We start from the raw sequence: 13895 nt of genomic DNA on the forward strand, positions 1-13895 counted from the left end.
CCATCCAGTGTCACATTTCCTCTGCAAGGTGGCGCGCCTGAGCCTGACTGTCTATTGAACAGTGTGTTTCCCATCGCATCCTCTGAGAGTTCCAATGCAACGCGTGATGATCGTCGGTGGTCCCGGTTCAGGTAAAAGCACACTGGCCCGGGAGCTGGGGACGCGGACCGGGCTGCCGGTGTTTCATATGGACCAGATCCATTGGCAACCGGGCTGGGTGGAACGCAGCAAGGAGGACAAGGACCGCCTGAGCAGCGAGGTCCACCGGCAGGAGCGCTGGATCTTCGAGGGCGGGCATTCGCGCACCTATCCCGAACGGATCGCCCGGGCCGACACCTTCATCTGGCTGGATGTACCCGTAGCGCTGCGCACAATTCGCGTGCTGCGGCGCAGCTGGGTCTACCGCGGCCAGAGCCGGCCGGACCTGCCGGAGGGGTGCCCGGAGCAGTTCAACGGCCGGACGGTCGAGTTCCTGAAGTTCATCTGGGACACGCGGCATTCGTCGCGGGCGAAGCTTCTCGAGGTCTGGCAATCGCCACCGGCGCACCTGACCCTGCACCGCTTCACCCGCCTGAAGGAGGTCCGGCAGTTTCTGGCTTCGCTCGAGAAAGAACAGTTCGGACTGGGGGTTACAGGAACATCGCCCGGTCGCGGGTGACGAGGTCGCGCAGGAAATCCTGCACTGCCGCCACATGGCGCAGCGGCCGCGAGCTTTCGTGCGTCACCATCCAGTAGGCCCGGGTCAGCCGGATCTGCGGCAGGACAGGCACGAGGGAGGGGTCCTTGCGGGCAATGAAGGCATGCAGGATGCCGATGCCGGCCCCGGACCGCACCGCTTCGGTCTGGCCGAGCGCCGAGGCGATCTCGAACCGGGCCGACCAGTCGCGGACGATCTCGGCGCCATAATTGAGCGAGGGCGAATAGAGCAGGTCCTCGACATAGCCGACGAGATCATGGTCGCGCAGCTCCGAGGTCTGGCCGGGGAGCCCGCGTCTTTCGACGTAAGCCCTTGAGGCATAAAGGCCGAGGGCATAGTCGACGAGCTTGGCCGCGACCAGGCGCCCGGTGTCGGGCCGGTCGATGGTCACCGCGATGTCGGCCTCGCGCCGCGACAGCGAGAAGGAGCGCGGCACCGGCACCAGCTGGATCGTCAGGCCGGGATGGCGGGCGGTCAGTTCGCCGAGGCGCGGGGCGAGGAAGGCAACGCCGAAGCCGTCGGGCGCGCCGATGCGGACCGTGCCGGAGACGTCGATCTCCGTGTCGGTGAGCTCTGAGCGGGCGGCCAGGAACTCCGCTTCCATGCGTTCGGCCGACTGGAGAAAGCGTTCGCCGGCGACCGTCAGGCTGCAGCCGGTGGTGCCACGCTCGACCAGCGGGGTCTTCAGCGCCTCTTCCAGCGCGGTCAGGCGGCGGGCGACGGTGGCGTGGTTGAGGCCGAGACGGCGCGCCGCGCCCAGAATTTGGCCGCTGCGGGCGATGGCGAGAAACACCCGAATGTCATCCCAATCCACGACAAACTCCGGTCATTGCAGGACAATTTGCGACACAGCCGCGACGCGGCGGCCGGCTCCGGTTTGCACTATAATCCACGCACAACGGATGCGGAAACAGCGCCGTTGTCTTTGCAAAAAGAAAGGCGCAAGACAAGGGCCAGGCGAACAACGGGACCCACCTGAGGACCCGGCTCGCGCTCAGGAGGAAGCCCATGAAGAAGATCGGACATTTCATCGGCGGCAAGCACGTCGAAGGCACGTCGGGCCGTTTTGCCGACGTCTACAACCCGGCCACCGGTGAAGTGCAGGCGCAGGTTGCGCTCGCCACCAAGGCCGAGATGCGCGCCGCCATCGAGAACGCAGCTAGCGCCCAGCCGGCCTGGGCCGCCCAGAACCCGCAGAAGCGCGCCCGCGTGCTTATGAAGTTCGTCGACCTCCTGCACCGCGACATGGACAAGCTGGCCGAGGCCCTGTCCCGCGAGCACGGCAAGACCATTCCGGACGCCAAGGGCGACGTGATCCGCGGCCTGGAAGTGGCCGAGTTCTGCATCGGCGTGCCGCACCTGATGAAGGGCGAGTTCACCGAAGGCGCCGGCCCGGGCATCGACATGTATTCCATGCGCCAGGCGCTGGGCGTCGTGGCCGGCATCACCCCGTTCAACTTCCCGGCGATGATCCCGATGTGGAAGTTCTGCCCGGCCATCGCCGCCGGCAACGCCTTCATCCTGAAGCCGTCCGAGCGTGACCCGTCCGTGCCGATGATGCTGGCCGAGCTGATGCTGGAAGCCGGCCTGCCGGCTGGCATCCTCAACGTCGTCAACGGCGACAAGGACAGCGTCGACGCCATCCTCGATGACGAGACCATCCAGGCCGTCGGCTTCGTCGGCTCGACCGCCATCGCGCAGTATGTCTACTCGCGCGGTTGCGCAGCCGGCAAGCGCGTGCAGTGCTTCGGCGGCGCCAAGAACCACATGATCATCATGCCGGATGCCGACATGGACCAGGCCGTCGACGCCCTGATCGGCGCCGGTTACGGTGCGGCCGGCGAGCGCTGCATGGCGATCTCGGTCGCCGTTCCGGTCGGCGAGGACACCGCCAACCGCCTGATCGAGAAGCTGGCCCCGCGCGTCGAGAGCCTGAAGATCGGACCTTACACCGCCGGCAATGACGTCGACTTCGGTCCGCTCGTGACCAAGGACGCCTACACCCGCGTCAAGGGCCTGGTCGACAAGGGCGTCGAGCAGGGCGCCAAGCTCGTGGTCGATGGCCGTAACTTCAAGATGCAGGGCTACGAGAACGGCTACTTCATCGGCGGCTGCCTGTTCGACAACGTCACCAAGGAGATGGACATCTACAAGACCGAAATCTTCGGTCCGGTCCTCTCGGTGGTGCGTGCCAAAACCTACGAGGAAGCCATCGACCTGCCGATGAGCCACGAGTATGGCAACGGCGCGGCGATCTTCACCCGCGACGGCGACGCCGCCCGCGACTTCTCGACCCGCATCAACATCGGCATGGTCGGCATCAACGTTCCGATCCCGGTTCCGCTCGCCTACCACACCTTCGGCGGCTGGAAGAAGTCCGGATTCGGCGACCTGAACCAGCACGGCCCAGACGCCTTCAAGTTCTACACCCGCACCAAGACGGTCACCTCGCGCTGGCCGTCGGGCATCAAGAACGGCGCCGAATTCGTCATCCCGACGATGCGCTGAGGCCGTCATTCAAGATGTGCAAAGGGCGGCCACTGGCCGCCCTTTGTTGTTTTGTGTCGATAAAAATGCGCCCACAGCGGTCATCCCCGCCTTGTGCGGGGATCCAGTCTTCTGGCTGAGGGCTGCCGGAAATGTTCCACCTTTCCAAGGCGGTATGGATCCCCGCACAGGGCGGGGATGACCTCGGAGGTGGCGTTTTCTGAAGGGGCGGCCACTGGCCGCCCTTTGTTGTTTTGGGCCTCGCGTCGGAGATCACTGTCCATGCGGCGTCACCCAGGCGCGAGACTTCGACCGCTCTGCGAACGAGTAGGTCCCGGATCTCCGCTTCGCTTTCGTCCGGGATGACAGCCTTGCGGGCTGGCCGATCAGTCCGCCGTCTCGATCACCAGATGCGGCTGGCCATTCGAGGTGCGCTGGGGGGAGGTGCCGTTCTCGTCCACCGTTGCCCGGATGCGGCGTCGGAAGGCGGAGAAGCTGTCGAAGGTGACCACGTCGACCGGTTCGTCGAAATGGATCTCCAGCTTGTAGCGTCCCGAATTTCCGAGGCTCGAAACGGCAAGGACCTCACCGGTAAAGGGCTGGCCGAGATAGTGCCCGCCAACCCTGGCCCCCACCTGCAGGAAGGCGCGATTGGTCGCCGGCCGCGGTGCTGAATGCGGCAGGGCCGGGGTCCTCGCGGCAAGCGTGTTCCAGTCGCGCGCGCCATGGGCTTCGGCGATGAGTTCGAGGGCTCGCGAATGGGAAATGGGCGTGCCCTGGCTGGCCATGGCGCTGCGCAACCGCTTTGCCTGGGCCTTGTAGTCCCCGGTGGTTCCCGGGCCTGTCATGTCAGTCATCTTGATTGCCTTCATCAGCATCAGCATGCGTGAAAGCCACGGTTGCTCGCGTTGCCATGTGCGCATGCGCTGGTCAGGCATATGCTGTCACGAGGACTTCACCACGGGTTTCCCCTGCGAGCGGCCGGCGCCTCGAACCGGACGCAGATGTGGGCTGTGCGCCGGGGGATGTCAAGGGCCGGTACTGAAGGTCGCATTTGCCTTTTTTCTTGAAGAAACGTGCCGAAAGGCCTATGTTACTGCAGCGCATAAAGAGCATTTTGAGTTGGCGTCACCTGTGAATTGGCCAGCTCTTGCGGATGGTGAGCTTTGCAGGAAGCTCATTTGCAGGACACTTCGGGTGGTTTCCGAACCCTCAAAGCGCTAAGGAAACGCTGCTACTGCAACGCATTCAAGAGACGGCTCCTATCCGGGGGCCGTCTTTTCGTTTTCCCGAGTAGGCGGTCACGACAGACCACACGGTGTCGCCAAGGTAGGATTGCTGCTCGAGGATGGCCATGCCGGTGCTGGCTTGAACCGCAATGATGCGCGTCCGTCGCAAGTTGCCACCAGGAAAATGCAGCGGCGTTCCGACCCGAATGATGCTGGCCACGTAGGCAGGGACATCTTCTACCGCGCAAAAGTTTCGTTGACGCATTTCCTTGCTGTGCTCTGCCCAGATGTGCAGCGCGCCGAAGCCTTGATTGGGGCCGATATGCTTGCCCTTGCGCAGGTGAATATGTCCAGCGGGAACGTAAAGCGATCTGCTCTTGATCTCCGGGACGCGTCCGAACGAGATCTGACCGCTGAGCGGGTTGATGAGTGGAACGTTCGACATGCCGACACCGAGTGGATGTCGTTCAACTCTACTGTGATGCCGGAAAATGAAAAGTGCGAACCCTGGTTGCGCAATCAGAGGTTAATGGGCTCATGCTTTGTGCTGTCCGGCGCGTCAAGGTCGCGGGTGATCGAGATCGACGGCTTCTCGTGGACAAGATCATCGCGTCAGACAGCTGCCCCGCTTGCGCCGGACTGTGTTGCCCTGCGCCCGATGGGGAGGGGCCGAGCGTCGCCCCCCCACCCCCAAACCCCTCCCCACGAGGGGGAGGGGGGCTGAGAGGCTATGCGGGGGAAGGGGCTGAGAGGCCGCTGTTTGCGCTCCTCAGGCGCCGAGCCAGATGCCGTCTTCGATGGCCTGGCCGACGAGGGCCTTGTTCTCGCCGCTCTCGGAGAAGCCGAAGAGGACTTCCTTGCGGGTGGTGCCGCTGTCCATGCGGGAGAGCCAGCCGGAGAGACCGGCGGCGTCGGGGGCGCGGTTCAGGACGTTCTGGTACAGAAGGCTGATGAACTGGGTGTTGCTGACGTTATCGCCATAGGTGTTGCGGAACTCCTGGCTGCCGATGAAGGCATTGGCCATGTCGAAGATCGACAGGCCCTGATCCATCAGCTTGACGTTGTGGGCAAGCCCGACCTGGTCCGGCGTCCGCTTGAAGGCGGCCTGGTAGAGCCGGTAGGTCTGCCCGGCGGCTCCATCAAGATCGAGGGCCAGGGTGCCGTCGTTGAGTGTGATCCGCTCGATGTCCTGCAGCGTGTCGAGGCCTTCGATCCTGGTCGAGACTGTGAACTTGCCGCTGCCCTTGTTGTCGACGACGACATCAGCCCGGTTGCTGGCATAGATCGCCTTGTCGAAGCCGCTGCCGCCGTTGAGCGTGTCGTTGCCGCCGGCTCCATTGAGGTCATCATTGCCGCCGAGGCCGAACTGCATGTCGTCCTTGGCCGTCCCGATAAAGGATTCGGCCCCATTCGAGCCGCGCTGCACCGCGCCGCTGTTGCCGTAGCCGGTGCTGGCCGCCCCCATGATCTTGCCGACGCCATTCACCTCGAAATCGGCGATCTTTTCGAAGGCGGTTGCCCCGGACTTCAGCGCGTAGACGTCATTGCCGGCATAGGCGAACAACGTCTCGCCGTCGCTGTCCATGCCCCAGATGTCATCGATATTGGTGCGCAGCTTCAGCGTGGCAGCACCGGTGGCCGGGTTGATGACATAGATGTCATCGGTGTCGGCCGACATCAGCAGCTCGCCCTTGTGGAAGGCAAGGTCACCGGCCGCGTTCTTGCCGATCTTGCCGATGAGGGTGCGCGCGCCGTTTTCCAGATTGGTCTGGTACAGGATCTCCATGACACTGGACGCCGCATAGGCAACGCCGAGCGGATCAATCACCAGCGCATTGGCCGCCGGAACGTTATGCAGGGCGATACGGGTGGTCGAGGCATCGGACGTGCTGATGCGATAGAGGAAAAAGCTGTCCAGGCCATACAGCGTGCCATCGGGGGCAACTGCGATGTCGGTCATGGCGACGGACATCTTGCCGATCTTGACCGGAGCGTTGGGGCCGGATTCGTGGCGCCAGAGGACGGAATTCGAGTCCGAAAAATAAACGGTGGGCATTGGTTTTAAACCCTGAGCGGATGGTCCCTACCCGCAAAGTGTCGATGCCCCGACCTGTCAGGTCTTACAGGCCCCGCCGCCGGGTGTCAAACCGGGGGCGGGACTGGCAGATCTGCTCGTCCGCCCGCCATGCGACAATCGGCGAGTGCATTCGTCATTGTCAGGATCGGCTGGCGCATGTAACCGGGAGGAAAGGGGTGGCTCGAAGGACAGGAATCCTTGCGCAGGGACGAACGGACGGCTCGCAACGCAGACAAGACGACAGGCGGAGACGCCGCGGCAGAGGGGACCGCCGCGGGCAAAGCGCATCTGCGCCTGCTGGCTGACGTCGTTGCCGGCGAAAAGGCGCGCATTGCCCGCGCCGGCCGGATCGCCGCGATGGCGGATCTTCTCTGGATCGCCCAGGCCTATCTGCTTGCGCTGGCCATTGCCGGACTGGCGGCGGGAGATATGCAGGCGATGGCTGGCGCATCTTTGCTGAGCCTGTTCGCCCTGCCGGCGGTTGCGGCGAGCGTGATTGCGCTGATCGCGATCCTGCGCCTGATGCTGACGCTGCTGGCGAGCCGTCTGGCGACGGCGGCGGCCGAGCGCGTGAAGACGGATCTGCGCGACAGGCTACTTCGCGGGCTAGCCGGGGCTGCGCCTTCAACGGCGCTGCCGGGCGCCGGTGCGGTCGCGGCGGCCATTGCCGATCAGGTTGAGGCCATTGGGCCCTATGTGCGCCGGTTCCTGCCGCTGCGTCCGCGCTTGACGCTGGTGCCGCTTGGCATCCTGCTGGCCGCCTTCATTGCCAACTGGATGGTTGCGGTCATTCTGCTGGTGGCCGGGCCGCTGATCCCCGTCTTCATGGCGCTGATCGGCATGCGCGCCAAGGCTGCCGCCGACGGGCAGCACGGGGAATTGGCCCGGATGAGCGCTTTCCTCCTCGACCGGTTGCGCGGGCTCGACACGCTGCGGCTGATCGGGGCGCTGGAGCGCACGGACAAGGCTGTGGCCGAGGCCGGCGACCGGTTTCGCGTAGCGACGATGAAGGTGCTGAAGATCGCCTTCCTGTCCTCGACGGTGCTGGAACTGTTCAGCGCGCTAGGCATTGCCTTTGTCGCGGTCTATGTCGGCTTCTCGCTGCTGGGGCAGGTGAGCGGCGGCACATGGGGCACGCCGATGGACCTTTTCACCGGGCTGTTCGTGCTGCTGCTGGCGCCGGAGTTCTTCTCGCCCTTGCGTGCCTTTGCTGCTGCCTATCATGACAAGGCCAATGCGGAGGCCGCAGCCAAGGTGCTGCTGGAGCTGCCGCTGGCCGCAAGCGCAACGCCGGTTGCGGCAGTCACAGCGGCAGCGTCACTGCCGAAGACATCACCAGCGCTGACCTTCCGCGATCTGACACTTTCCCCCGGCGGGCGCGCGGTCATCAGCGGGTTGAACCTCGAGCTGCCAGCCGGACACAGGCTGCTGGTCGCCGGGCCGAGCGGGGCGGGAAAGTCGACGCTGATCGATGCGCTGACCGGACTGCGGCCGGTCGATGGCGGGGCGATCCTGATCGATGGCCTCGATCTCGCCGCCCTGGATCTGAGCCTGTGGCGCAGCCGCCTTGCCTTCCTGTCGCAGGAACCGCGCCTGTTCTTCGGTTCGGTCCGCTCCAATCTGGCGCGGGCAGAGCGGGACGCGAGCGAGGCCGAGATGTGGGCCGCGCTGGAACTGGCCGGCGCGCGCGCGCTGGTCGAGCAGATGCCGATGGGGCTGGCGACGCGGCTGGGCGAGGACGGATTTGGCCTGTCCGTCGGCGAAGCCCGGCGCATTGCGCTGGCCCGCGCGGCGCTGAGACGCGAGCCCCTGATGCTGATTGCCGATGAACCGACAGCGGGCCTTGACGACGAGACGGCGGCTGTGGTGATCGCCGGGCTGGAGCGGCTGTCGGCCGGGCGCACCAGCATCATCGCCAGCCACGACCCGAATGCGCTGGCGATGCGCGGGCTGCGGCTGGACATCACGCAGCAGCCGCAGCGCGAGACGGAGGGCGTCGCATGAGCCCGCTGCGCGCTCTCATCCGCCGCCAGTTCGCCGAACAGCGCGGTGCCTTTGTGCTGGGGCTGGCGATTGCGCTGGTTCCGGCGATCACGGGCCTGTTGCTGCTAGGCGTTGCCGGATGGTTCATCACCGCGTCGGCTGTAGCGGGGGCGGCCGGGCTCCTGATCAATTACTTCACGCCGAGCGCGCTGATCCGGGGGCTGGCAATTGGCCGCACGGCCGGGCGCTATGGCGAGCGCATGCTGACCCATGACGCGACCTTCCGTTTTCTGGCGCGGCTGCGCGGGGCCGTGTTCGCCGGCTTCGCCGCGAGCCGCCCGGCAACAGCGGGGCAAAGCCGCAGCGGCCTGCGCCTGGCGCGGCTGACGCTGGACATCGATCAGCTCGACCGGGCCTATCTGCGGCTGGTCGTGTAGGCCTTCGTGACGGGCGTCGTGACGCTGCTGGCCGGTGTCGCGGCGGTGCTGATTGCGCCGCTTGCGCTGGTGCCGCTGGTGTCCGGGCTGCTGCTGGTGGCTGCGGCGGCAGGACTGCTGTCGCAGCGCAAGCTGGCGCAGGCGGCGCGGCGGATGGAGGCGGCGGAAGAGGCGATGCGGATGCGCAGCGCCGATTTTGTCGCCGGGCGGCGTGATCTGGCGATCTATGGCGGGCTGGACGAGGCCGTCGACGGCATCCGGCAGGCCGGCCTGCGGCGGTCTGAGGCCGAGCGGCCGCTGGAGCGTAGCGCAAGCCTTGCCGAGGCTCTGGTGATGAGTGCGGGCCAGCTGCTGGTGGCGCTCGGGCTGGTGCTGCTGGCGCCTCAGGTTACTGGCGGGACCTTGTCGGCGGCGCTGGTGACGGGGCTGCTGCTGGTCGGTCTCGGTCTGACGGAGACGCTCGCGAGCCTCTTGCCGGGTCTTGCCGGCTGGACGCGGACCCAGCGGGCAGCCGCGCGGGTGATGCCGCTTGCGGAAATGGGTGCGGAAGCCGGGGCAGGGGCCTCCGGTTCGCACAGTACACAAATCACTGGCGAGCCTTTGCCCAATGCACCGGCGCTGGAACTGACCGGCGTGACGTTCGCCTATCCCGGTGCGCAGCGGGCCGTGCTGGAAGGCTTCGATTTCACGCTGGCACGCGGCGAGACGGTGTGCCTCGTTGGCCCGAGCGGTTGCGGCAAGTCGACGGTGCTGGCGCTGGCCGCGCGGCTCATGAGGCCGGATGCAGGAGCGATCCGGCTCGGCGGACGCGATCTGTCCGGGATCCCGGAAGTGGTGCTGCGGCAGCGGCTTGCGGTGATTTCGCAGAAGCCGGTGCTGTTCAACGACACGATTGCCGCCAACCTGCGGCTTGCTGTGCCAGAGGCGAGCCCGGAGGCAATGTGGTCTGCGCTGGAGGCGGTCGGGCTGGCCGACATGATCGCCGCGCGGCCCGAGGGGCTGGGCAGCCTGCTCGGCGAAGGCGGGGCAGGGCTCTCCGGCGGCGAGGCCCGGCGACTGACGCTGGCGCGGGCGCTGCTGATTCGGCCTGAGGTTGTGTTGCTGGACGAGGTGACCGAGGGCCTGGACGATGCAACGGCCGCCGGTGTGCTCTCCGCTCTGTCCGCGTTCCGCGATGAGGGTGCGAGCCTGTTGCTGATCTCGCACCGCGCCCGGGAACTCGCCATTGCGGACCGGATCGTGCGGCTGCGCGCCTAGGCCAGCTGCGACGCCGTGACGCCTGCGCGCTGCTGTCGCGCGGGCATCGGTCGCGCTCAAATGGCTGAAACGAAATAAAAACCTTCAAGAAACCATAGTAAGCTCCAGTCATCCGCATGGGGTCAAAGGCGGACGGCGCGGACAGGCTTGAGCTGTCCGCGAGCCAGACTCTCACGGCAGGAGATTTGCCATGGAACTCAACGTAGTGGATCTGTCGCGACTGCAGTTCGCGATGACCGCGCTTTATCATTTTCTCTTCGTTCCTCTGACCCTCGGTCTGTCGGTTCTGCTCGCAGTCATGGAAACGGTCTATGTGATGACCGGCCGTGAGGTGTGGAAGCGCATGGTCAAGTTCTGGGGCGTGCTCTTCGGCATCAATTTCGTGCTGGGCGTGTCGACCGGCCTGACCATGGAATTCCAGTTCGGCATGAACTGGAGCTATTTCAGCCAGTATGTCGGCGACGTGTTCGGTGCGCCGCTGGCCATCGAGGGGTTGATGGCCTTCTTCATGGAGGCGACCTTCGTCGGCCTGTTCTTCTTCGGCTGGGACCGGATGAGCGCCCGCGCGCATCTGGCCGCAACCTGGGCCGTGGCGATCGCGACGAACTTCTCCGCGCTGTGGATCCTCATCGCCAATGGCTGGATGCAGCATCCCATCGGCGCTGAGTTCAACATCGACACGATGCGCATGGAAGTGACGAGCTTCTTTGACGTGCTGTTCAATCCGGTGGCGCAGGCCAAGTTCGTGCACACCGTCTCGGCCGGCTATGTCACCGCCTCGATGTTCGTGCTCGGCATTTCGGCCTGGTACATGCTGAAAGGCCGTCATCTCGACATCGCCCGCCGCTCCATGGCAGTGGCTGCCGCCTTCGGCTTTGCCTCGGCTCTTTCCGTCGTCGTGCTCGGTGACGAAAGCGGTTACGAGGCCAACCTGAACCAGAAGATGAAGCTCGCCACCATCGAGGCGATGTGGGAGACCGAACCGGCTCCCGCCGCCTTCAACGTGGTGGCGATCCCCGATCAGGTGAAGCGGGAGAACCTCTTCGCCATCGAGGTGCCCTATGTCATGGGCCTGATCGCCACCCGCTCGCTCGATACGGTGATCCCGGGCATCAAGGAACTGGTGGAACAGTCGAAGGAGCGCATCCGCTCCGGCGCGATTGCCTGGCAGACGCTGCAGGACATTCGCGGCGGTGAGGACACGCCGGAGAAGCGGGCGCTGTTCAAGGCGCATGCTGCCGATCTTGGCTATGGCTACCTGCTGTTGCCCTACGCGCCCAAGCCCATGGAGGCGACGGAAGCACAGATCGACGAGGCGGCCTGGTCCACGGTGCCCAATGTCTGGCCGATGTTCTACGCCTTCCGCATCATGGTCGCCTGCGGCTTCTTCTTCATCCTGCTGACGGCCGTGTTTTTCTACCTCACCTCCGCCGGCAAGCTGGAACAGGTGCGGCAGAAGCAGCGCTGGCTTCTGCATATTGCGGTCTGGTCGATCCCGCTGCCGTGGCTTGCCTGCGAGATGGGCTGGTTCGTGGCCGAATATGGCCGCCAGCCCTGGATCATCGAAAGCATGCTGCCGACCTCAGCGGCGGTGTCGAACCTCACGGTTACGGAAGTTCTCCTGACCATGGCCGGCTTCATCGCGCTCTACAGCGTGCTGCTGGTGATCGAGGTGAAGCTGATGCTGAAGGCCATCGCCAAGGGGCCGGAAGAACAGCCGCAGCCTGAGCCGGGCCTCGCCCGGCGTCCATTCGCCATCGCCGCGGAGTAAAGCCATGATCCTCCATGAACTCATCGACTATTCGATCCTGAAGATGATCTGGTGGGCGCTCCTTGGCGTGCTGCTGATCGGCTTTGCCGTCACCGACGGCTTCGACATGGGCGTCGGCTCGCTGCTGCCCTTCGTCGGCCGCAATGACACCGAACGGCGGGTGGCGATTGCCTCCGTCGCCCCGACCTGGGAGGGCAACCAGGTCTGGCTGATCCTCGGCGGCGGCGCGATCTTCGCCGCCTGGCCGGCGCTCTATGCGGTCAGCTTCTCCGGCTTCTATCTGGCGATGTTCGTGGCGCTCGCCGCGCTCATCCTGCGGCCGGTCGCCTTCAAGTACCGCGACAAGAACCCGGATCCGACCTGGCGCAGCCGCTGGGACTGGGCGCTGTTCACCGGCTCCTTCGTCCCGGCGCTGGTGTTCGGCGTTGCCGTCGGCAACACGCTGACCGGCGTGCCCTTCACGCTGAACCGTGACCTGCGCATTGCCTATGAAGGCTCGTTCTTCGAGCTGTTCACGCCCTTTGCCCTGCTCTGTGGGCTCCTGTCGGTGGCGATGCTGGTGATGCATGGCGGCGCGTGGCTGGCCCTGCGCACGGAAGGTGTCGTGGCAACGCGCGGCCGGCGCTATGGTTCGTTTGCCGCGATTGCGGTCATCGTGCTGTTCGCACTCGGCGGCCTCGCCCTGTCCTATGGCTTTATCGATGGCTATCGCATTACTTCGGCGGTCGATCCGGAGATGCAGGCCAATCCGCTGGCCAAGACGACGGTAAAGGAAGCCGGATCCTGGCTGATCAACTACAGCATTCACCCGCTGCTGGTGGTCTTCCCTGCGCTGGGCTTCATCGGTGCGCTGGGGGCCCTGATCGGGCTCAATACACGGATGGAAGCGCTGACGTTCCTCGCCTCGAAACTCTCCGTGGTCGGCATCATCTCGACGGTCGGCGTGTCGATGTTCCCCTTCATCCTGCCAAGCTCGATCCAGCCGGAAGCGAGCCTGACGGTGTGGGACTCATCCTCCAGCCACTCGACCCTGTTCAACATGCTGGTGGTGACGGTGATCTTCCTGCCGCTGATCCTGGCCTACACCGCCTATGTCTATCGGGTGCTGTGGGGCAAGGTCAGCGAAGAGAGCGTCAACCGCGACGGCGCGCATTACTGAGGAGACAAGACAATGTGGTATTTCGCCTGGATCCTCGGCATGCCGCTGGCCTGCTGCCTCGCCATTCTCAACGCCATGTGGCTGGAGATGCGCGAGGACGACGCCAAGCTGAAGCAGCGCTGAGGCGCTGACCAGAGAACAGACAGATGCCCCCGGCCAGGTAATGGCCGGGGGCTTGTAATCAGGCGGCCTTGGCGTCTGCGTCGGACTTGAGCGCCGCAAGGATGTTCTGCGGCGACGAGGCGCCATAAGGGTCGGTTTCGCAGTTGTCGGAGAAGCCTTCCTCCTCGAACCACTTCGAGACGACGCCATTGTTGATGACGGCGGCATAGCGCCAGGAACGCATGCCGAAGCCGAGGTTGTCCTTGGCGACCAGCATGCCCATGCGCCGGGTGAAGGCGCCCGACCCGTCCGGAATGACCTGAACGTTCTTGATCTCCTGCGCCTTGGCCCAGGCGTTCATCACGAAGGCATCGTTGACGGAGATGCAGTAGATCGCGTCAATGCCAAGCGCCTGAAACTCCGGGAACAGTTTCTCGAAATCCGGCAGCTGGAAGGTCGAGCACGTCGGGGTGAAGGCACCCGGCAGGGAGAACAGGACAACGCGCTTGCCTGCGAAATAGTCTGCGCTGGTCTTGTCTTCCCAGCGGAACGGGTTGGGGCCGCCGATGCTCTCGTCGCGCACGCGGGTGCGGAAGGTCACGTCGGGAACTTTTCTGCCGATCATATGATGCTCCTGAAATGGCATGGCACGGCCGCTCCCCGAAGGGCGCGACCGGAAACGGGGGGAGGGAAACC

The 13895-nt window shown here is 65.1% G+C and carries 13 protein-coding genes; 8 read left to right on the top strand and 5 right to left on the bottom strand.

Translation table 11 applies throughout. The features are described from left to right. The first annotated feature begins 94 nt into the window (after nucleotides 1-94). Complete coding sequence (locus OVA12_RS21810; RefSeq protein WP_268140740.1) at nucleotides 95-658, top strand: AAA family ATPase; 564 nt, start codon at nucleotides 95-97, stop codon at nucleotides 656-658. Here OVA12_RS21810 and OVA12_RS21815 read toward each other — a convergent pair. After that, a complete protein-coding gene (locus OVA12_RS21815; RefSeq protein WP_268140741.1) occupies nucleotides 630-1511 on the bottom strand; it encodes a LysR family transcriptional regulator in 882 nt (293 codons plus the stop codon). The genes OVA12_RS21810 and OVA12_RS21815 overlap by 29 nt on opposite strands. 194 nt (nucleotides 1512-1705) lie before the next feature. Between OVA12_RS21815 and OVA12_RS21820 the strand changes: the two genes are divergently transcribed. Further along, entirely contained in the window at nucleotides 1706-3205 is a 1500-nt protein-coding gene (locus OVA12_RS21820; protein ID WP_268140742.1) for a CoA-acylating methylmalonate-semialdehyde dehydrogenase, read from the top strand. A 365-nt stretch (nucleotides 3206-3570) separates the two neighbouring features. On the opposite strand, the gene OVA12_RS21825 is transcribed toward OVA12_RS21820, so the two are convergent. The 3 genes from OVA12_RS21825 to OVA12_RS21835 form a co-directional block, all read right to left on the bottom strand. Further along, a complete protein-coding gene (locus OVA12_RS21825; protein ID WP_268141474.1) occupies nucleotides 3571-4032 on the bottom strand; it encodes a glyoxalase superfamily protein in 462 nt (153 codons plus the stop codon). A 400-nt stretch (nucleotides 4033-4432) separates the two neighbouring features. Beyond that, nucleotides 4433-4858, bottom strand: a complete 426-nt coding sequence (locus tag OVA12_RS21830; RefSeq protein ID WP_268140743.1) for a hypothetical protein — start codon at nucleotides 4856-4858, stop codon at nucleotides 4433-4435. Between the two features lie 324 nt (nucleotides 4859-5182). Continuing rightward, nucleotides 5183-6469 (bottom strand): DUF4214 domain-containing protein, encoded by a 1287-nt coding sequence (locus OVA12_RS21835; RefSeq protein ID WP_268140744.1) that lies wholly within the window; start codon nucleotides 6467-6469, stop codon nucleotides 5183-5185. A 219-nt stretch (nucleotides 6470-6688) separates the two neighbouring features. Here OVA12_RS21835 and cydD point away from each other — a divergent pair, with 219 nt between their 5' ends. From cydD to cydX, 6 genes are all read left to right on the top strand, one after another. Next, on the top strand, nucleotides 6689-8494 hold the full coding sequence (cydD, locus tag OVA12_RS21840) for a thiol reductant ABC exporter subunit CydD (protein ID WP_268140745.1): 1806 nt from the start codon (nucleotides 6689-6691) through the stop codon (nucleotides 8492-8494). After that, nucleotides 8491-8910 (top strand): hypothetical protein, encoded by a 420-nt coding sequence (locus OVA12_RS21845; protein ID WP_268140746.1) that lies wholly within the window; start codon nucleotides 8491-8493, stop codon nucleotides 8908-8910. The genes cydD and OVA12_RS21845 overlap by 4 nt, the downstream gene beginning before the upstream one ends. Before the next feature lie 6 nt (nucleotides 8911-8916). Continuing rightward, nucleotides 8917-10167, top strand: a complete 1251-nt coding sequence (locus OVA12_RS21850; RefSeq protein WP_268140747.1) for an ATP-binding cassette domain-containing protein — start codon at nucleotides 8917-8919, stop codon at nucleotides 10165-10167. Nucleotides 10168-10357: 190 nt separating this feature from the next. Next, nucleotides 10358-11938, top strand: coding sequence for a cytochrome ubiquinol oxidase subunit I (locus tag OVA12_RS21855; protein ID WP_268140748.1), 1581 nt, complete (start codon nucleotides 10358-10360; stop codon nucleotides 11936-11938). A 4-nt stretch (nucleotides 11939-11942) separates the two neighbouring features. Next, complete coding sequence (gene cydB, locus OVA12_RS21860) at nucleotides 11943-13097, top strand: cytochrome d ubiquinol oxidase subunit II (protein WP_268140749.1); 1155 nt, start codon at nucleotides 11943-11945, stop codon at nucleotides 13095-13097. 12 nt (nucleotides 13098-13109) lie between these two features. Further along, a complete protein-coding gene (gene cydX, locus OVA12_RS21865; RefSeq protein ID WP_106754869.1) occupies nucleotides 13110-13220 on the top strand; it encodes a cytochrome bd-I oxidase subunit CydX in 111 nt (36 codons plus the stop codon). Nucleotides 13221-13278: 58 nt separating this feature from the next. Here the strand turns inward: cydX and OVA12_RS21870 are convergent, their stop codons facing one another. Further along, the gene (locus tag OVA12_RS21870) at nucleotides 13279-13824 is read right to left on the bottom strand and encodes a peroxiredoxin (protein ID WP_268140754.1); all 546 of its coding nucleotides are present in this window, start codon (nucleotides 13822-13824) and stop codon (nucleotides 13279-13281) included. Between the last annotated feature and the right edge of the window lie 71 nt (nucleotides 13825-13895).

Source organism: Pannonibacter sp. SL95 (assembly GCF_026672425.1).
Classification (GTDB): Bacteria; Pseudomonadota; Alphaproteobacteria; order Rhizobiales; family Stappiaceae; genus Pannonibacter.